Annotated in this window: 17 protein-coding genes and 1 tRNA gene; 11 read left to right on the top strand and 7 right to left on the bottom strand. The window is 65.6% G+C overall.

The window, feature by feature from the left end:
• Window positions 1-106 precede the first annotated feature (106 nt).
• Window positions 107-832, bottom strand: coding sequence for a PhoH family protein (locus tag KQ910_RS03325; RefSeq protein ID WP_216957065.1), 726 nt, complete (start codon window positions 830-832; stop codon window positions 107-109).
• A 286-nt stretch (window positions 833-1,118) separates the two neighbouring features.
• On the bottom strand, window positions 1,119-2,438 hold the full coding sequence (gene guaD, locus KQ910_RS03320) for a guanine deaminase (protein WP_216957064.1): 1,320 nt from the start codon (window positions 2,436-2,438) through the stop codon (window positions 1,119-1,121).
• A 77-nt stretch (window positions 2,439-2,515) separates the two neighbouring features.
• Between guaD and KQ910_RS03315 the strand changes: the two genes are divergently transcribed.
• Window positions 2,516-3,355: an alpha/beta hydrolase gene (locus KQ910_RS03315; protein WP_216957063.1), complete on the top strand. Its 840-nt coding sequence runs from the start codon at window positions 2,516-2,518 to the stop codon at window positions 3,353-3,355.
• Window positions 3,356-3,406: 51 nt separating this feature from the next.
• Window positions 3,407-3,607, top strand: a complete 201-nt coding sequence (locus KQ910_RS03310; protein WP_216957062.1) for a hypothetical protein — start codon at window positions 3,407-3,409, stop codon at window positions 3,605-3,607.
• A 12-nt stretch (window positions 3,608-3,619) separates the two neighbouring features.
• On the opposite strand, the gene KQ910_RS03305 is transcribed toward KQ910_RS03310, so the two are convergent.
• On the bottom strand, window positions 3,620-4,549 hold the full coding sequence (locus KQ910_RS03305; protein ID WP_216957061.1) for a metallophosphoesterase: 930 nt from the start codon (window positions 4,547-4,549) through the stop codon (window positions 3,620-3,622).
• Between the two features lie 164 nt (window positions 4,550-4,713).
• On the opposite strand from KQ910_RS03305, the gene KQ910_RS03300 reads away from it, so the two are divergent.
• Both KQ910_RS03300 and KQ910_RS03295 read left to right on the top strand, forming a co-directional pair.
• Window positions 4,714-5,859 carry an SGNH/GDSL hydrolase family protein gene (locus tag KQ910_RS03300; RefSeq protein WP_216957060.1) on the top strand — a complete coding sequence of 382 codons (1,146 nt, stop codon included), beginning with the start codon at window positions 4,714-4,716 and terminating at the stop codon, window positions 5,857-5,859.
• A 272-nt stretch (window positions 5,860-6,131) separates the two neighbouring features.
• Complete coding sequence (locus KQ910_RS03295; RefSeq protein WP_216957059.1) at window positions 6,132-6,440, top strand: tyrosine-type recombinase/integrase; 309 nt, start codon at window positions 6,132-6,134, stop codon at window positions 6,438-6,440.
• Window positions 6,441-6,468: 28 nt separating this feature from the next.
• On the opposite strand, the gene KQ910_RS03290 is transcribed toward KQ910_RS03295, so the two are convergent.
• From KQ910_RS03290 to KQ910_RS03280, 3 genes are all read right to left on the bottom strand, one after another.
• Window positions 6,469-8,670 carry a beta strand repeat-containing protein gene (locus tag KQ910_RS03290; protein ID WP_216957058.1) on the bottom strand — a complete coding sequence of 734 codons (2,202 nt, stop codon included), beginning with the start codon at window positions 8,668-8,670 and terminating at the stop codon, window positions 6,469-6,471.
• Window positions 8,671-9,156: 486 nt separating this feature from the next.
• Window positions 9,157-9,232, bottom strand: a tRNA-Ala gene (locus KQ910_RS03285).
• 56 nt (window positions 9,233-9,288) lie between these two features.
• The gene (locus KQ910_RS03280) at window positions 9,289-9,645 is read right to left on the bottom strand and encodes a TIGR02300 family protein (RefSeq protein ID WP_216957057.1); all 357 of its coding nucleotides are present in this window, start codon (window positions 9,643-9,645) and stop codon (window positions 9,289-9,291) included.
• Window positions 9,646-9,804: 159 nt separating this feature from the next.
• On the opposite strand from KQ910_RS03280, the gene aroA reads away from it, so the two are divergent.
• The 6 genes from aroA (at window position 9,805) to lhpI (ending at window position 15,626) form a co-directional block, all read left to right on the top strand.
• Entirely contained in the window at window positions 9,805-11,148 is a 1,344-nt protein-coding gene (aroA, locus tag KQ910_RS03275) for a 3-phosphoshikimate 1-carboxyvinyltransferase (protein WP_229600536.1), read from the top strand.
• Complete coding sequence (locus KQ910_RS03270; protein WP_369408279.1) at window positions 11,145-11,798, top strand: (d)CMP kinase; 654 nt, start codon at window positions 11,145-11,147, stop codon at window positions 11,796-11,798. The genes aroA and KQ910_RS03270 overlap by 4 nt, the downstream gene beginning before the upstream one ends.
• 149 nt (window positions 11,799-11,947) lie before the next feature.
• Window positions 11,948-13,678, top strand: a complete 1,731-nt coding sequence (gene rpsA / locus KQ910_RS03265; protein ID WP_216957055.1) for a 30S ribosomal protein S1 — start codon at window positions 11,948-11,950, stop codon at window positions 13,676-13,678.
• A 129-nt stretch (window positions 13,679-13,807) separates the two neighbouring features.
• Window positions 13,808-14,170 carry an integration host factor subunit beta gene (ihfB, locus tag KQ910_RS03260; protein WP_255560221.1) on the top strand — a complete coding sequence of 121 codons (363 nt, stop codon included), beginning with the start codon at window positions 13,808-13,810 and terminating at the stop codon, window positions 14,168-14,170.
• Window positions 14,171-14,229: 59 nt separating this feature from the next.
• Window positions 14,230-14,631: a lipopolysaccharide assembly protein LapA domain-containing protein gene (locus KQ910_RS03255; RefSeq protein WP_216957054.1), complete on the top strand. Its 402-nt coding sequence runs from the start codon at window positions 14,230-14,232 to the stop codon at window positions 14,629-14,631.
• Window positions 14,628-15,626 (top strand): bifunctional Delta(1)-pyrroline-2-carboxylate/Delta(1)-piperideine-2-carboxylate reductase, encoded by a 999-nt coding sequence (gene lhpI, locus KQ910_RS03250; RefSeq protein ID WP_216957053.1) that lies wholly within the window; start codon window positions 14,628-14,630, stop codon window positions 15,624-15,626. The genes KQ910_RS03255 and lhpI overlap by 4 nt, the downstream gene beginning before the upstream one ends.
• Here the strand turns inward: lhpI and KQ910_RS03245 are convergent.
• Window positions 15,610-16,812 (bottom strand): CaiB/BaiF CoA transferase family protein, encoded by a 1,203-nt coding sequence (locus KQ910_RS03245; protein ID WP_216957052.1) that lies wholly within the window; start codon window positions 16,810-16,812, stop codon window positions 15,610-15,612. The two genes, lhpI and KQ910_RS03245, sit on opposite strands and share 17 nt — an antisense overlap.
• A 328-nt stretch (window positions 16,813-17,140) precedes the next feature.
• Here KQ910_RS03245 and KQ910_RS03240 point away from each other — a divergent pair, with 328 nt between their 5' ends.
• Complete coding sequence (locus KQ910_RS03240) at window positions 17,141-17,614, top strand: MarR family winged helix-turn-helix transcriptional regulator (protein ID WP_216957051.1); 474 nt, start codon at window positions 17,141-17,143, stop codon at window positions 17,612-17,614.
• The last annotated feature ends 32 nt before the right edge of the window (window positions 17,615-17,646 follow it).

Genomic DNA, 17,646 nt, shown 5'->3' with positions numbered 1-17,646 from the left:
GTTTTCAACGATCTGGCTTCACGTCAGAAAAAGCTGGCACTCCCTTTTGTTCCCGTTTCGGGCCATTTGGCTGGCGCGCTTCGATATGTGGATAAGTTCAGGGACCTCAAAGCACCGACAGCATGCGTCCGACCAGCGGATGGCGCACCACGTCCTGCTGCGTCAGGCGGACCACGGAGACGTCGTCGAGCCCGTCCAGCTTGGTGCCGATTGCGGCTAGGCCGGAGAGTTCCGGCAGCAGGTCGGTCTGGTCCGGATCGCCCGTCATGACCATGGTCGAGTGCCAGCCGAGACGGGTGAGCAGCATCTTGAGCTGGCCGTAGGTGCAGTTCTGGGCTTCGTCGATCAGCACGAAAGCGTTGTTCAGCGTGCGGCCGCGCATGAAGGCCACCGGCGCGATCTCGATCGTGCCGTCGTCGAGATGCTGGCTCAGGCGCTTCGGCCCCATCCGGTCGTTCAGGGCGTCCCACAGGGGGCGCAGGTAGGGGTCGAGCTTCTCGCGCATGTCGCCCGGCAGGAAGCCCAAGTTCTCGCCCGCTTCGACGGCCGGCCGCGACAGCACGATGCGCGAGACGGTGCCTGCATCCAGGGCTTCGACGGCGGCGGCGATCGCGAGGTAGGTCTTGCCGGTCCCTGCCGGTCCCAGCGCCACGGTCAGCGGTTTGGTTTCTATCGCCTCCATCAGGACCCTTTGGTTGTCGGTCCGCGGCCTGACCTTCTTGATGTAGCTCTGATCGCGTTGATTGGCCGGAGCGTTGTCGAAAACGACGTTGTGAATACGGGCGCTGTCGATGGCGTGCAGCTTGGATCGGCGTGCGGCGCGTTTGGCCATATTCTTACTCCGGTGTCTTGGTCAGGGGAGCGGGACCGATCGCCCAAAACAAAAACGCCCCCGGTGAGCGGAGGCGTTGGCGATCGATGGTCTGGCTGAAGGGTGAGGCCGATAGGGCACGCGGTGGACGTTCCACCGGTGAACCAGTTTCCGTCGGGGGACATGTCCTCGAACGGATAAAAACCCTCCCTCAGTTACCGAAGAAAGCGTAAGCCGAAACCGGACCCTCTTCCACCATATTTATGGTCTGACACTGAAAATTAACGCTAGGGAAAGCAATCCGTCGTCAGCGGGCATAGGCTGGCCGGCCGGCGACGTAGGTCGCCTGTACCGCCCGGTCGTCGCCCAGGATCATCTGGATGAAGAGCTGCTCGGCGAAGTCGCGGGCCTCGTCCATGCGGAAGGCGATCAGGGGCGTGGAGCGCATGTCGAGCACCACGAGATCGGCCTCCATGCCCGGCGCGATGCTGCCGACCTTGTCCTCGAGATGCATGGCCGCCGCCGAGCCGCGCGTCGCCAGATAGTAGGCATGGGCGGCCGACAGGGGATGGCGGTTGAGCTGGGCCGCCTTGTAGGCCTCGTTCAGCGTCTGCAGGATCGAGAAGGATGTGCCGGCGCCGATGTCGGTGCCGAGACCGACGCGCACCGGCCGGTCGGCGCGGATCGCGCGGGTGATGTCGAACATGCCGCTGCCCAGGAAGAAGTTCGAGGTCGGGCAATGGGCGATCGCGGCATCGGCTTCGTGCAGGCGCTGCAGTTCGTCGTCGCCCAGCCAGATGCCGTGGCCGAACACGGCGCGTTTCCGGCAGAGACCGTAGTGGTCGTAGACGTCGAGATAGGAACTGCGCTCGGGGAACAGTTCCTTGATCCACGCGACCTCGGCCTCTGTTTCGGCGATGTGCGTCTGCATCAGGCAATCGGGATGTTCCCTCCACAGCGCCCCGGCGACGGCGAGTTGCTCGCGTGAACTGGTGCAGGCGAAGCGCGGAGTGATCGCATAGAGCAGGCGTCCGCGCCCGTGCCACTTGCGGATGAGCGCCAGCGAATCGTCGTAGGCGGACTGGGCGGTGTCGCGCAGCGCCTCGGGTGCATTGCAATCCATCAGGACCTTGCCGGCGGCCAGCCGCAGGCCGAGCGCTTCGGCTTCCTCGAACAGGATGTCGGCCGAATGCGCGTGGACGGTGCAGTAGACGCAGCTCGTGGTGATGCCGTTGCGCAGACTCTCCTGCAGGAACCGGCGCGTGACCTGCCGCGTGTAGGTGCGGTCGGCGAACTTCAGCTCGGTCGGAAATGTGTAGCGCTCGAGCCAGTCGAGGAGCTGCGTGCCGAAGCTCGCGATCATCGGCGTCTGCGGGAAATGCACGTGCGTGTCGACGAAGCCTGCCGAGATCAGCGCGTCCTTGCCGAAGTCCCGGATCTCGGTACCGGGCGGCAGAAGCGGCGCGATACGGGCAGCGGGGCCGAAATGGGTGATGTGTCCGTCCTGCATCGCCACGATCGCATCGGGCTCGTGGACCATCGTGCGGTCGAGGCCGTCGCGGAAAGGATCGCCGCTGAAGGTGAGGGCGGGGCCGCGAAGGGCGGTCGGACGCGAAAGAGAACTCATTGCGCCAACGTTCGCACCGAACGGCAAAGCGGGGAAGGGCCGTGCTAAGAAGAGAGCTTGAAACGAAAGAGGCTGGAATGAGCGAGATCGTGTGGCGGGGCATGACGCGGGCTGAGCTCGACAAGGGCTACAACAATACCGACGCCGTCGCGGATTCCGGGACGCGGCGCGACGGCTGGGTCGCCCGCAGCGAACGCTTCCGCGCCGAACATGCCGAGAGCCTCGATCTCGCCTACGGTCCGCTGCCCCGCAACAAGCTCGATCTGTTCCGCTGCGGCGCGGCCAGGGCGCCGCTGTTCGCCTTCATCCATGGCGGCTACTGGCAGCGCAATGCCAAGGAGACCTTCGCCTGCATGGCAGCGGGTCCCTTGGCCAACGGCATGGACGTCGCCTTCCTGGGCTACACGCTGGCGCCCGAGGCGACCTTGCCGGCCATCGTCGGGGAGATCGCCGACGCAATCCGCTGGCTGCGCCGCGAGGGGCCCCGCCACGGCGTCGGGCAGGGACGGCTGGTCGTGTCGGGCTGGTCGGCGGGCGGCCATCTTACCGCGACGACGCTGGCGATGGACGAGGTCGATGCCGGCCTCGCCATCAGCGGCATCTACGACGTGGAACCCTGCCGGCTGAACTACCTCAACGACAATCTGCGGCTGACCGCGGCGCAGGCGGCGGAAACGAGTCCGATCCTGCACCTGCCGAAGAAGAGCGCCCCGGTCGTCCTGGCCTACGGCACCGGCGAGCTGCCCGAGCTGCAGCGGCAGTCGATCGCCTATCACGAGGCGCGGCAGGCGGCGGGGCTCCCCAGTGAGTTGTTGCCGCTGCCCGGCCTCAATCATTTCTCGATCATGGACCAGCTCGAGGCAGCGGACGGTTCCCTGGCCACCGCTGCGGCGCGGCTGGGACGCTCCGGCGGCTAGAATTGGCGTCGTCAGGGCCTCGTAAGCAACGCCGCCTAACGTGCGGCGGTCATGAAGTTCCGCGAACTCAATCCGGCGCAGCAGATCATCGTTCGCCGCCTCGCCCTCGGCCTGACGCTGACCGGCCTCGGAATCCGCCAGGAGTTGGGGAGCCTGGCGCGGCTGGGCCTGGTGACGGGAAACCGCGACTATCCGCAACTGACCGAGGCGGGCTTCGCGTGCCTGCATGCGATGCCGTCCGACCGCACCTAGGGCTGAAGCCCGTCAGCGGCCACCTCGCAGGGTGATGATCGCGACCTCGCCGCGACAATTGAAACGCACCGGCGGATAGGCAACGCCCAGGCCCGAATTCGTGTAGCCGGTCATCGTGCCCTGCTTCCAGAGTCCGACCGCGCCATGGTGGCACCGGGTCAGCGTGCTGAACACGGGCCGTCCGCCCGGCAGGCAGATCTGGCCGCCATGGGTGTGCCCCGCGAGATAAAGCGCATAGCCCGCCTCGGCAGCGTGATCGGCCATTTCCGCGGAATGGATCAGGGCGATGCGGCAGGCCTCGGTCGAATCGCCCAGCGCCCGGTGCGCCGCATCGGTATAGAAGCTGTTCACATCGTCCAGCCCTGTTATGCCGAGCCGGTCCGTCCCTCGCTCGATGACGATGGAGCGGTTGATCAGCACGTCGAAGCCCAGCCTCTCCAGCGTGTCGGCCATGGCCTCGGAATCGTGGTTGCCCAGGATGGCGAGGCGAGGTCCGTTCACACGGACGTCGCGCAGCACCTCCATCAGATGATCGGCTGACAGGGCGACGGGCGCATGGTGGTCGCCGTGGACATCGCCGGTGAGGGCGAGCAGGTCGACTTCGACACCGTCGAGCAGGCGGCGGGCGGCCGGCACCAGGTCCGGCAGGACATCGAGATGCGTGTCGCTCACATGCAGGATGCGGTAGCCGTCGAACGCCGCTGGCAGGCCCGGAACCGCGATCTCGAACTCGGTGCGCCGCAGGTCGAGGGCGTTGTCCACGCCCCGGCGGTAAAGGGGGGTGAGCTTCAATCCCCAGGCGAACAGATCGAGCAGGCGGGTGAAGACGACCTTGCGGCGACGCGGCCGAGGACCGTCGGGGCCGCAATAATGGTCGCCTTGCTCGATCCGCCGTCGAGCGGCGGCCCATGTCGGGTCACGGCCGCGAGCGGCATCGGTCACGCGTCTGGTCCTCATGCAAAGGCAATGGGCACCACCTTAACAGAGGCGACGGCAAGCCCGCGCAGCCCAAATTTCGCCTTCCGGGCTGCCCAATCCTACGACGGAGCGTCACATCCCCTTCGGAGGGGGCTTCGAGTAAATCCGCTCGTCATGAGAGGTAAGACATGAGCGTCAATCGCGAGGCGGTGAAGGCCGCTCCGAAAGACGAGCGAAAGCTTCGTTCGGATACAATCACAACCGGCAGGTTTGCGACCCTCCTGCTGGCAGCGGTCTCGGTCCTGGTGTCGCTGGTACTGCTTGAGCTGGCCTGTCGCGTGTTGCTGTCAGGTCCGGGCAGCCTGGCTCACTGGCCGAACCTGGCGCGCGAACGGATGGGCACGGGGCCGGATGTCGCGAGGATCCGCTGCCAGTACGCCTTCGATGCCGAGATCGGCTGGACGTCGCCGCCCGGTTGCGTCTCGCGCACCTACAATGTCGATGCCGACGGCTTCCGCCGTACCAGCCCCAAATCCGCTCTCGCCGAACCGCCGGTGCTGGTGACCGGCTCGTCCTTCGCCAAGGGCGACGAGGTGAAGGACGACGAGACCTGGCCGGCCGACCTGCAGAGCCTCACCGGGCGCAAGGTGGTGAATGCCGGCGTCAGCGGCTACGCCTTCGACCAGAGCGCGCTCAGCACCGAACGGCTGGTGCCGAAGGTGAAGCCGCTGTTCGTCGTGATGAGTTTCACGCCCGGCGACATCCGGCGCAGCGAACTGAAGGTCGCGTGGAGCCGCGAGAAGCCGTACTTCACCGTGACCGACGGCAAGCTCCAGGAGCACAACGTGCCGGTCCCGGGCCAGCCGAATGCGCCGGTGCCCTTGCCGGAACCGGCGCGGTGGCTCGGCCGCTTCGCGCTGGCCGACCTGGTCGTCCAGCGGCTGGGCCTGCAGCGCGGCTGGTACTTCGACGAAGTCCGCGGCGCGCCCGCCGGCAGCGGCGAGGCGGTCGTCTGCCTGCTGATGCCGCGGCTCGCCGCGCTCGGCGTGCCGGTCGTGGTCATGGCGCAATACAGCCGCGAGTACTGGACGCAGAGCGCGGCGCGCCGCGCCGAGGACCAGCGGTCGGTCGATAGGGTGATGGGCTGCGCGAGAACGTCGGGTCTCATTCCCTTCGATCTCGCCAGGCCGATGCAGCCTATCGTCGACGCGAAGGGCGTCGACGCGCTCTATCGCTCCGACCATCACTCGGCCGAGGGCAACCGGATCGTGGCGGACCTGGTGCTGCGTGAACTGGAGCGGCTGAATCTCGTGTCGAGGATGGGCGTCCGCTAGCGCCGCAGCGCCGCCATCGGCCTCGCAGCTTTCCCCCGAGACCGGCCTCGCTGCACGCGATCTCGGTGCGGGCCGCATAGAGATCCGCCGCAGCGGCGAGCGTCGGGAGAAGCCGCGCGGCGACGAGCACGCCGGCTCCGTCGGCCGCGGAGGGATAGCGTTAGTAGAAAGTCCGGCACTGGGGAGAGCGTGTCTCCCGCAAAAACAAAGGGCCCAGTCGTTTCCGACTGAGCCCTTTTCGATTTGGTGGAGGAGCGGGCGCGGACCTCACCTTGGCTCAGCTGGTCGAGCGGTATCTCGCGGATGGTCCGGCCGACAAGCCGACCAAGAAGGCCTCCACCTGGGAAACCGACGCCTGCAACATCCGCCGCCATGTCGTGCCGATCCTGGGCAGCAAGTCCCTTTCATCAGTGACGACGGCCGGCGTGCAGCGGTTTCGGCGTGCCTTTGTCGACGGGAAGACCAGGGCAGAAGGCAAGGGCGCCACGAAGCGGGGCGGGTGCGTCCGCGCGCGCGTCCAACAAACGGGGGCTTGTCTCAAGCGCGACAAGCCCCCGCCTTGTTCAGTTCATGCCTTCTGAAACACTTGGAGGCATGAATCTCCGATGTTCAGAATATGAAATCCACCGCTGTGAGGCCCAGATTCGTCGTCGCATTGACGATCAAGGCAAGGTCCGTGGCGGGATTGAACGTGCCGGGTGTGACTTCGATGTAGAGCGTATTGGATGTGCCGGCCGTTGAGATCGCAAGATGAGAGCCGTCGGTGAACAGGGCCGACAGGTCAATCTTATCGATACCAAGTTTGAAGCCGACGATGGTGTCGTAGCCGGTGTTGAGATTGCTGTCTGCGTACGATGTATACACAAACGTATCCTGGCTCGACAGGCCGGTGCCGGCATACAGCGCATCGGCACCGCCATTTCCCTGGATCCGATCAATTCCGTTGTCCGCGATGATCACGTCACCGCTCGACGATCCGATGACATTCGGCACGTTGACGATCGAATCTTCGTAGACATAGGTGCCGCTCTGATTGGGGCCGCTGTTGATATAGGCGTTGTGGCCATTCAACAGATCGACATAAACGCTCTGGCTCGGATTGAGAGAGGCAAAGGTGATGGTGTTGTTGGTGAAGTCGAACGAAAGCCCGGACATCCCCGAAGCACCGCCCCAGATCTGATTGTATCCGCCATTGGTGTCTCCACCGACGAATACGTTGAACCCGCCGCCCCCGTAGAGTGCGTTGGTCCCCGTACCGCCCGCGAGCGTAGCCGTCGCGTGATTGTCTGCCGCGGCTTGCGTCGGATTGGCGTAAATCATGTCATTTCCGGCATTGCCCAGCAGCAAGCCGCCGTTTTGGCCGCCGACAATGGCGTCGTTCCCCGTGCCGCCAACCATCATCCCGGACACGGTCCCAAGGGCCGAGTTGGCGACTTGGCCGCCAGTTCCGAGATAGACGCTGCCGGTGAGCGTTCCCGCATTGACGAAGTTGCTGCCGGCATGCTGCCCCAGTCGAACGTCGCCAATGATATCGCCCTCATTGATGAAGCGATCGGTTCCGATACTTCCTGTCGCGTCGTAGGCGAAGAAGTTCGGACCGACCGCGATCGCCGGATCCGGGCCGCCTGATATCGTTCCCGTGTTCACGGTCGTCAGCACGTCGCTGGTGCTGAAGGTATCGGTATAGAGGATGCCGACCGTGCTGCCCGAGATGATCCCGGTATTGAGCAGGTAGCCAGCACCGTCGGCGAGTACGCCGACCCCGTCTGTCGACGAGATCGTTCCGTCATTGGTGATGACGTGCGTGCCACGGGTTCTGACGGCGCCGCCGCTGGATCCGCCGCCGCCCGTGACGAGACCACCGGCATGGACATAGATTTCGCCGGCCTCGCTGTATGTCCCGGTCTGGATGCCCCAGGAATTGATGCCGCTCACAGTGCCTGCGACACTGACGGTCGCGTTGTTGTCCACGTAAATGCCGTAGTTGCCACCGCTGACAAAGCCGTCCGCACCGACCGCAATGCTGCTCGTGCCCATGCTCGCCGCACCGCGCAGACCATTGAACGAACCGTTCACGTCGCCATTGATCGCAATCGTTGCCGACTGCGACATGAAAGCAATGCCGTCACCCCACGACCCGGCGGCGCTGCCGCTCGTTCCTACCGTGATCGTAACTTGTTGGCTCGTTGTGCTGTTGATGCCGGTGGTGCCGGCTGCTTGTCCATTGATCGCCAGGTAGCCGCTATTCGCGAAATTGATGCCATAGGAAGACGTAGCCGTGGCCTTCGCGCCCGCAGTCATGTTGAGTACGAAGAAGCCGTTGGTGGACGACTGCCCGATGCCCTGCACGCCGGACACGCTGCCATCGATGGAAGCGAACACGATGTCATGATTCAGATTTATGCCGTTCGAGTCTAACCCGGTCACGATACCGGTCGCTCCGACGTGCAGATAAAGCATGTTCGATCCGGAGGAATTGAGGCCGTATGTTCCTCCAGTCAGGCTCCCGTTGATCGCGTAGTGGTTTTGAGTACTTGTGTTGAGTGTCTGCAGACCGGTCGAACCGCCGGTGACATCGGCGCCAGATGCGATGATCACCGCTGTGAGAGGTCCGCCGATCGCAACGTTCGGCGAAAATACTGTGCCGTGGATGTCGACGGTTCCATTTCCGGTCGCGAGGATGGCCGGAAGACTCCCATCGGTTGTGGTCAAATTGATGCCGGCTACTTGGTAGAAATAGTCGCCAGGGTTTAGCGTGTACGCGGGGCTGGTCGAGACGTGCGTATCCGTCGATTGAATAATCGTTGCCATCTGCGAGCCCCCAAAGAATTACTTGCATCAATAGCGAGTAAATATTGAGTGGTAACAAGCACTGAATCTCCTTTGGCCTTTTATTCGTCAGTTCCGGCACGGGCTTTTCCGCTTGCTAATTCCCGCGCGCGCGAGAAACGCTCTGGAATGCGAAGCCCGCAAGACCCCGGCCAACGGCCTCGCCGCCGCGCCCGATCACGGGGAAAATGATACTGCGGCTGGCGTGGGCGAGCGTTCCGCGGGCAATGCTCACGCTCGCTTCAAACGACCGCTTCCACTCACCTTAACTTCGGACCACCTCGTGGGCGCCGATCTTGTTCGTCCGCCGTGCCACGCCTTCACACTTGGCGGCATCGCAGTTGCCCGATCCTGTGTCCCGACCTAACGGAACACCAGTCGCCAAGCCTGCGAACCGATGAACTGAAGTCGCCGTGTCCCTGGAAAAACGAAGGGCCCAGTCGTTTCCGACTGAGCCCTTGTTTTAGTTGGTGGAGCCAAACGGGATCGAACCGTTGACCTCTACAATGCCATTGTAGCGCTCTCCCAGCTGAGCTATGGCCCCGAAATCCTTGGGAAGGCGGGAGGTATAATTAATGCCTCGCGCGCTTGCAACTGCCTCTAGCGGTCGCCTTCTCCCTTATCGTCGACTTCGACCTCAACCTCGATATCGTCCTCGTCATCGTCCAGGTCGTCCGCCGCCAGCGCGTCGTCGCCGTCCGCATCGGGCAAGTCGTCGCCGTCCAGATCGTCCACCTTCTTCTTGGCGGCCGCTGCCTTGGCCGCTGCCGCTGCCGCGGCGGCTGCCGCTGCTGCCGTCGCCGCGGCGGCGCCGCGACCCCGGCGGACCTTCACGAAGTCCTCGCGATCGTGCTCACGCCCGCACTTCGGGCATTTGATCGGGCTCTTGTTCAGGTCGTAGAAGCGCGCTGCACAGCTCTGGCAGGTGCGTTTGGTGCCCCAGCTTGCTTTGACCACGCTGAATCTCCTGCAAATAAGCTGGAATCGGCCGAACGGGCCGCGAGGGAGGGCGTATGTCACGCGTCTTTCACCCTGTCAAAACCAAATTCCGGCGTGCTAGGACGGCGCCGCGCCGCCATGCGGCCTTCCGTCCGACCCTCTGCCGTGGAGTCCGCCCTGTCCGCTCACGCCGCTCCGGCCAAGCTGATCGCCCGTCCCGTGGACCGGTTGCAGGGACGCGTCCGGGCGCCCGGCGACAAGTCGGTCTCCCATCGCTCCCTGATGTTCGGCGCGCTTGCGCTGGGCGAAACGAAGATCACAGGCCTGCTGGAAGGCGAGGACGTGCTCGCCACCGCCGCCGCCCTGCGGGCGCTGGGCGCGCAGGTCGACCATGAAGGCGGCGGTGCATGGCGCGTGCGCGGATTTGGCGTCGGCGGCGCGCGCGAGCCCGACAATGTGCTCGACCTCGGCAATTCCGGCACCTCGGCGCGGCTGCTCTCGGGCATCCTGGCCAGCCACCGCTTCACCAGCTTCATGACCGGCGACGCCTCGCTGCGCCGCCGTCCGATGCAGCGGGTCATCGTACCGCTGTCGCAGATGGGCGCCCGCTTCGAGGCGCGCGAGGGCGGCCGCATGCCGCTCGCCATCGTCGGCACCGACGAGATGGTGCCGATCGAATACCGCCTCCCCGTGGCCTCGGCCCAGGTCAAGAGCGCGATCCTGCTGGCGGGCCTCAACACGGCGGGCGAGACCACCGTGATCGAGCCCGAGGCCACGCGCGACCATACCGAGCGCATGCTGCGCCATTTCGGTGCCGAGGTGCGGGTCGGTCCGGCCGAGGGCGGCGGCAAGCGCATCACCGTGGTCGGCTGGCCCGAACTCAAGGCGCGCGACATCGTCGTGCCGGGCGATCCCTCGTCGGCGGCCTTCGCCGTCGTGGCGGCGGCCATCCGGCCGGGCAGCGACGTGACGGTCGAGAATGTCGGCCTCAACCCGCTGCGCGCCGGCCTCTACGACACGCTGCGCGAGATGGGCGCCGACATCACAGAGGAGAATCGCCGCGAGGTCGGCGGCGAGCCGGTGGCCGACCTGCGCGTCAGGGGCAGCGAGCTGACCGGCGTCGAGGTGCCCCCGGAGCGCGCGCCCTCGATGATCGACGAGTATCCGATCCTGGCCGTCGCGGCCGCCTGCGCCCGCGGCACCACGCGGATGCTGGGCCTGGCCGAGCTGCGGGCCAAGGAAAGCGACCGGTTGGCCAGCGTCTCGGCCGGCCTGACCGTCAACGGCGTCAGCCACGAGATGGGCGCCGACACGCTGTTCGTGCACGGTACCGGCGCGACGCCGGCGGGCGGCGGGACGGTCGTCACCCATCTCGATCATCGCATCGCCATGGCGTTCCTCGTGCTGGGGCTGGCCTCGCGCGAGGGCGTGGCGGTCGACGACGGCTCGCCGATCGACACCAGCTTCCCGGGCTTCGCCCACCTGATGGGCGCCCTCGGGGCCCGGATCGAGGCGGCGTGACGAAGCCCGTGGCTGGCACCGTCATTGCCCCCATCATCGCCATCGACGGGCCGTCGGCGGCCGGCAAGGGCACGCTGGCACGACGCCTGGCGGCTCATTTCGGCCTGCCCCATCTCGATACCGGCTTGCTCTACCGGGCGGTCGGGCTGAAGGCGGAGCAGACCGGCCGTCCGCCGGAAGAGGTTGCCGCCGGGCTGGAGCCGGCCGATCTCGGGAATCCCGAGTTGCGCACCGACGTGGCGGGCCAGGCTGCCTCGAAGGTCGCGGCGCTGCCGGAAGTCCGGGCCAAGCTGTTGGATTTCCAGAAGAAATTCGCGAGTCAGGCCTCCGGGGCGGTGCTCGACGGGCGGGACGTGGGCACCGTGATCTGCCCTGGGGCTCCGATAAAGCTGTTCGTGACGGCCAGCGCCGAGGCGCGGGCGGAACGGCGGTACCGGGAGTTGCGCGCCAAGGGGGTGGACACTATAAAGCCGCGCGTTCTTGCCGAGATGGCGGAGCGGGACCGTCGCGACAGCGAACGGGCGGCAGCACCTCTTAAAGCCGCACCCGATGCTTTCCACCTCGATACCAGCGACATGGATGCCGATGCGGCTTTCGCCGCGGCTTTGGCATTCATCGAGCGCAAGGGCTTTCGATCTTCCGGGCCGTAAGTCGCCGCCGGAAGATCGAAGATTTTCAGCGGCGATTGCGCCGGGACGTGTCGTCCTTGCGTCGGTGTTTTCAAAGGCAGTGGATCCGCCGGACTTAACCGGTTGGCCGACGGGACAAGGGTCCCGGGATCGATGATGGAGAGTTCTACATGGCAAAGGGCAGCGCCCTCCGTAAACCCGCGAACGACACGTCGAGCGACGAGTTCGCAGCACTACTCGACGAATCGCTGGGCGGTTCGACGAGCTTCGAAGGACAGGTCGTCAAGGGCCGCGTCATTCGCATCGCCAACGATTTCGTCACCATCGACGTCGGCTTGAAGTCCGAGGGCCGCGTCGCCCTGCGTGAGTTCGCCAACGGCGGCACCGGGGCCCCCGAGGTCAAGGAAGGCGACACCGTCGACATCTTCGTCGACCGCATGGAAAACAAGGAGGGCGAGGCCGTCCTGTCGCGCGACAAGGCTCGCCGCGAAGAGGCCTGGACCGTTCTCGAGAAGGCTTTCACCGACCAGGAACGTGTCATGGGCACGATCTTCGGCCGCGTGAAGGGTGGCTTCACGGTCGACCTGTCGGGCGCCGTGGCCTTCCTGCCGGGCAGCCAGGTCGACGTGCGCCCGGTGCGCGATGTCGGCCCGCTGATGGGCCAGGCCCAGCAGTTCGCGATCCTCAAGATGGACCGTCGCCGCGGCAACATCGTCGTGTCGCGTCGCGCCGTCATGGAAGAGACCCGCGCCGAAGACCGTACGCGCCTGATGGGCGCGCTGTCCGAGGGCCAGGTGCTCGACGGCGTCGTCAAGAACATCACCGACTACGGCGCGTTCGTGGATCTGGGCGGCGTCGATGGCCTGCTCCATGTCACCGACATCGCCTGGAAGCGCATCAACCATCCGTCGGAAGCCCTCACCATCGGCCAGCAGGTCAAGGTGCAGGTCGTCCGCTTCAATCCCGAGACGCAGCGTATCTCGCTCGGCATGAAGCAGCTGATGAGCGATCCGTGGGACGGCGCGGGTGCGAAGTACCCGGTCAACCTCAAGCTCAAGGGCCGCGTCACCAACATCACCGACTACGGCGCGTTCGTCGAGCTGGAGCCGGGTGTCGAGGGTCTGGTGCACGTCTCGGAGATGAGCTGGACCAAGAAGAACGTGCACCCCGGCAAGATCGTGTCGACGTCGCAGGAAGTCGAAGTGATGGTGCTGGACGTCGACATGTCCAAGCGCCGCATCTCGCTCGGCCTCAAGCAGTGCATGGCCAACCCGTGGGAGAGCTTCGCCGAGCAGTTCCCGGCCGGTACGGAACTCGAGGGCGAGGTCCGCAACATCACCGAGTTCGGCCTGTTCGTGGGCCTGCCCGGCGACATCGACGGCATGGTCCATCTCAGCGACCTGAGCTGGGACAAGGCCGGCGAGGAGGCGATCCGCGACTTCAAGAAGGGCGACCAGGTCAAGGTCAAGGTCCTCGACGTCGACATGGACAAGGAACGCATCTCGCTCGGCATCAAGCAGCTTGCCAACGACCCGTTCGAGGCAGTCGGTGTGGTTGCCAAGAAGGGTGACGTCGTCACGGTCATTGTGGCCGGCATCCAGGACAATGGCATCGAAGTCACGGTGCAGGACGGCATCCCGGGTTTCATCCGCAAGACCGAGCTCAGCCGCGACCGCTCCGAGCAGCGTCCCGACCGCTACGCGATCGGCGACAAGCTCGATGCCAAGATCACCAACATCGACAAGGCCTCGCGCCGGGTCGTGCTGTCGGTCAAGGCCCGCGAGCTCGACGAGGAGAAGAAGGCGATGGCCGACTTCGGTTCGTCTGACTCCGGCGCCAGCCTGGGCGACATCCTGGGCGCGGCCCTCAAGAAGAAGGCCGAAGCCGGCGACGAAAAGTAAGCCGGTTTCTCATGGTTTACGGAAGGGCCGGCCCGCAAGGGTCGGCCTTTTCTTTTGGTTTCAAGGACTTAGGCTTGACGATCCCGTTATTGAGTTTAATATCAAGGACTTAATCATTGTGCTCTGGGGCTGAATCGCCCCGTTCATGGAAACGCGATGACCAAGTCCGAGCTGATTGCCCGCCTGGCGGCCCGGAATCCGCACCTCTACCAGAGGGACGTCGAGCGGATCGTCGCCACCGTGTTCGACGAGATCTCAAAGGCGCTGGCTTCCGGTCACCGGGTCGAATTGCGCGGCTTCGGGGCATTCTCCGTGAAAAAGCGCGATCCGCGCACCGGCCGCAATCCGCGCACCGGCGAGCAGGTCGCGGTGGCCTCCAAGCGCGTGCCCTATTTCAAGACCGGCAAGGACCTGCGCGACCGGCTGAACAAGGAGGCCGCGCGCGCCGCCGGCCTGCTGCCACCCGAGTCCGCGGACGACGACAAGAAGTAACCCCGGCCTGATCGTTCGCCTCGCGTCGCAGGGGCGCGGTGTGGCATTCTCCACCCCGCATGAAAATCCTCTCCCGCATCCTTTTCCTGGTGTTCATCCTGATCGGCGTGCTGGTGGCCGTCAGCAATACCCAGCCCGTGCAGCTCGCGCTGTGGCCGCTGCCGCACATCATCGTGCTGCCGGTCTATCTGCTGGTCATCGCCATGCTGATGCTGGGCGTCCTGGCGGGGCTGAGCATGGGCTGGTGGGCCGGCCGGCATCATCGCCGCCGGGCCCGTGAGGCGGGTGGCGAGGCCGCCCGCCTGGATCGTGAGGTGGCGCGCCTCAAGGCCGTGCAGACAGCGCAGCAGGCCGCGGCGCCGGCCGGCCTTGCGCCCCGCGACCAGCGGGCGCTGGAGCGTCAGAGCGCACTGGTCGCGCCCGAACTCGGTTCCCGCGCCGCGCGCGGCCCGCTTTCGTGAAGGTTCTCTCGGCGTCCGAGATCGACGCCGCCCTGGATGACATCGCCCTGATCGACCGGCTCGACGCGCTGTTCCGCGCGGGCTGCGAGATGCCGGTCCGTCACCATCATCCGATCCGGGAGGCGCTCGGCGCGGGGTCGGCCGATGCGATGCTGCTCCTGATGCCGGCCTGGACCACGGGCCCGTCCGCCCATGTCGGCGTCAAGGTCGTGACGGTGTTCCCCGAGAACGGCAAGCGCGCGTTGCCATCGATCTACGGCCAGTACCTGCTGCTCGACGGCACGACCGGCGCCACGCTGGCGCTGCTCGACGGCACGATGCTGACCAAGCGGCGCACCGCCTGCGCCTCGGGTCTCGCCTCGCGCTACCTGTCGCGGCCCGATGCCTCGCGCCTGCTGATGATCGGCACCGGCGCGCTGGCGCCCGAGCTGATCCGGGTTCACGCCAAGGTGCGACCGATCACGGAGGTGGCCATCTGGGGACGCACCCCGGCGCAGGCCGAGACACTGGCGGCCCGGCTTTCGGCGACCCTGCCGGCCGCGATCGGCCGTGCGGTCGGCGTCCGGGCAGTCAGCGACCTCAAGGCCGCCGTGCAGGAGGCCGATATCATTTCCTGTGCCACGCTCTCCAAGGCGCCCCTGGTCGAGGGCGAGTGGCTGCGCGAAGGGCAACATATCGATCTGGTCGGAGCCTACACACCCCAGATGCGCGAGAGCGACGACCGCGCGGTGCAGCGGGCCCGCCTCTACGTCGACACGCGCGCCGGTGCGCTGAAGGAAGGCGGCGACGTCGTCCAGGCCATCGCCAGCGGCGCCATCGGAGAGGCGCATGTGATCGGCGACCTGTTCGAACTGGCCCGCGGCCAGCAGCCCGGCCGCGCGACCGGCGATGCTGCCTCGATTACCTTGTTCAAGTCGGTCGGGGCGGCGCTGGAAGATCTCGCCGCCGCCGAACTGGCCGTCGAAAGATCCGCCGGGACTATGACGGCTCGATAAGCGCGCCGGACGTCTTCAGCGCCTCGATGTCGGCGGCGGTGACGCCCGCCTCGGCCAGCACGGCACGGGAATCCTGCCCCTGCAGCGGCGCCATGGTGCGGATCGAAGGCGGTGTCTTGCTCATGGTCATCGGCGGCTCGACCATCATGATCTCGCCTTCCGACGGGTGCGGATACTTCTTGAACAGCTTGCGCCAGATCAGGTGCGGGTCCTCGAACAGGTCGGCCGGCTTGGACACCGGCGCGTTGGGGATCTGTGCCTGGTCGAGCAGCTTCACCCATTCGGCCGTGGTCTTCGACGGGGCAATCGCCTCGACCATGGCGTACATGTCGCCGATATGCATCGAGCGCGCGTTGATGGTCGAATAGCGCGGGTCCTGCAGCACCTCGGAGCGGCCGACCAGCTCGAAGAAGTTGCGCCAGTGCTTGTCGTTGTAGGGCAGGATCGCCATCCAGCCGTCGAGCGTGCGGTAGGGCTTGCGGGTCCGGGCCAGCAGGCGCGTGTAGCCGACCTCGCCCTCGTCGCTGAAGGTCCGCTCCCACAGATGCTCGACCAGCAGCCAGGCCGACATGGTCTCGAACATCGGCACCTCGACGAACTGGCCCTCGCCGGTGCGCTGGCGGTGCATCAGGGCCGAAAGAGTCGAGAAGGCGAAGGTCAGGCCCACCGTCTTGTCGGCGATGATGGTCGGCGGATATTTCGGGACGTCGTCGCCGGCGGCGCGGCCCATCAGGTCGGCGATGCCGAAGCGCGCCTGGATGGCGTCGTCGTAGGCTGGCAGTTTTCCGTAAGGACCTTCGGCCGAATAGCCATAGGCGCCGACATAGACGATGTCCGGCTTCACCTTGCGGATCTCCTCGTAGTCCAGCCCCAGCGACTTGATGGCCTGCGGTCGCAGCGCATGGACGAAGGCATCGGCCGTTGCGATGACCTTGAGCAGGGCGGCGCGCGCGTCCTTGTTCTTCAGGTCGAGGCAGAGCGAGCGCTTGTTGCGGTTCACATAGAGATAGGTCGGTCCCATCCCCGGTGTCTTGCCGGGTTTGCCGATGTGACGTACCGCGTCGCCCTCCGGTGCCTCGACCTTGATCACGTCGGCGCCCTGGTCGGCCAGCAGCATCGTGCCGTAAGGGCCGAGGATGATGTTCGTGAGATCGACGATCCTGATGCCTTCGAGCGCGCCGGGCATTTGCCTGTCCTGTGTTGAATGAATGTACGGTCACACTGACATCGCCATGGGGCGGCGTCATCGTTCCAGCCATTGCGTCGCAAAACATCGCCGTAAATCCTTGAAGGCGCTTGATAGATGAGAGCCGGCTCGCGATTCTCCGCGCGGCCGACTCGGGCATTGCGCCGCTTGGAAACGCTCCGGGTTGCAGGACCTCGAAAAGTTCGCGCCTTCAGCATCGCGCGAGCGAATCGATGATCCGATCATTCACCTTCGATAAAGAGTGTTATGTGACCGTTGTGCGACGCGCTTCGCCGGTGTAGCCAAGAGGCAGCAAGCCGGGGGGGCGATGCGGAGCAACGTCGCAAAAAAACAGCACGAGCCGAAAACGGCATCGAGCGCTGCCTCACGACCCTATCGTATCGAAGACCAGATCGGATATCTGCTGCGTCGCGCGCATCAGCGCGCCAGCGCGATCTTCCAGGTCGGCATCGGCGATCCCAACATCACACCGACGCAGTATTCGAGTCTCGCGAAGCTCGATGAATATACCGAGCTGTCGCAGAACCTCCTCGGTCGCCTTGTGGGCATGGACAAGGCCACGATGCAGGGCGTGGTGCGCCGGCTGAAGGAACGAGGCCTCGTCGATTCGCGCCCCGATCCGGGCGATGCCCGCCGCACCCTGCTCAGTCTCACCACCGAAGGCCAGAAGCTGGTCAACAAGCTCCTGCTCAACGGACCGGCCGTGTCGCGCGAGACGCTGAAGCCGCTCAGCGCCCAGGAGCAGAAGCAGCTCCTCGAACTCCTGTCGCGCATCATCTGAATCCGACTCAATCGTTTGACTCGTACGTGTCC

Source organism: Reyranella humidisoli, from assembly GCF_019039055.1.
Taxonomy (GTDB): Bacteria; Pseudomonadota; Alphaproteobacteria; order Reyranellales; family Reyranellaceae; genus Reyranella; species Reyranella humidisoli.
Note: the sequence above shows the minus strand (reverse complement) of the source record. Positions and strands in the feature narration are given on the sequence as shown.

Coding starts and splice junctions, on each gene's coding strand:
- KQ910_RS03325 (WP_216957065.1), bottom strand. CDS start 832: ATGGCCAAACGCGCCGCACGCCGATCCAAGCTGCACGCCATCGACAGC.
- guaD (WP_216957064.1), bottom strand. CDS start 2,438: ATGAGTTCTCTTTCGCGTCCGACCGCCCTTCGCGGCCCCGCCCTCACC.
- KQ910_RS03315 (WP_216957063.1), top strand. CDS start 2,516: ATGAGCGAGATCGTGTGGCGGGGCATGACGCGGGCTGAGCTCGACAAG.
- KQ910_RS03310 (WP_216957062.1), top strand. CDS start 3,407: ATGAAGTTCCGCGAACTCAATCCGGCGCAGCAGATCATCGTTCGCCGC.
- KQ910_RS03300 (WP_216957060.1), top strand. CDS start 4,714: ATGAGCGTCAATCGCGAGGCGGTGAAGGCCGCTCCGAAAGACGAGCGA.
- KQ910_RS03290 (WP_216957058.1), bottom strand. CDS start 8,670: ATGGCAACGATTATTCAATCGACGGATACGCACGTCTCGACCAGCCCC.
- rpsA (WP_216957055.1), top strand. CDS start 11,948: ATGGCAAAGGGCAGCGCCCTCCGTAAACCCGCGAACGACACGTCGAGC.
- KQ910_RS03255 (WP_216957054.1), top strand. CDS start 14,230: ATGAAAATCCTCTCCCGCATCCTTTTCCTGGTGTTCATCCTGATCGGC.
- KQ910_RS03245 (WP_216957052.1), bottom strand. CDS start 16,812: ATGCCCGGCGCGCTCGAAGGCATCAGGATCGTCGATCTCACGAACATC.
- KQ910_RS03240 (WP_216957051.1), top strand. CDS start 17,141: ATGCGGAGCAACGTCGCAAAAAAACAGCACGAGCCGAAAACGGCATCG.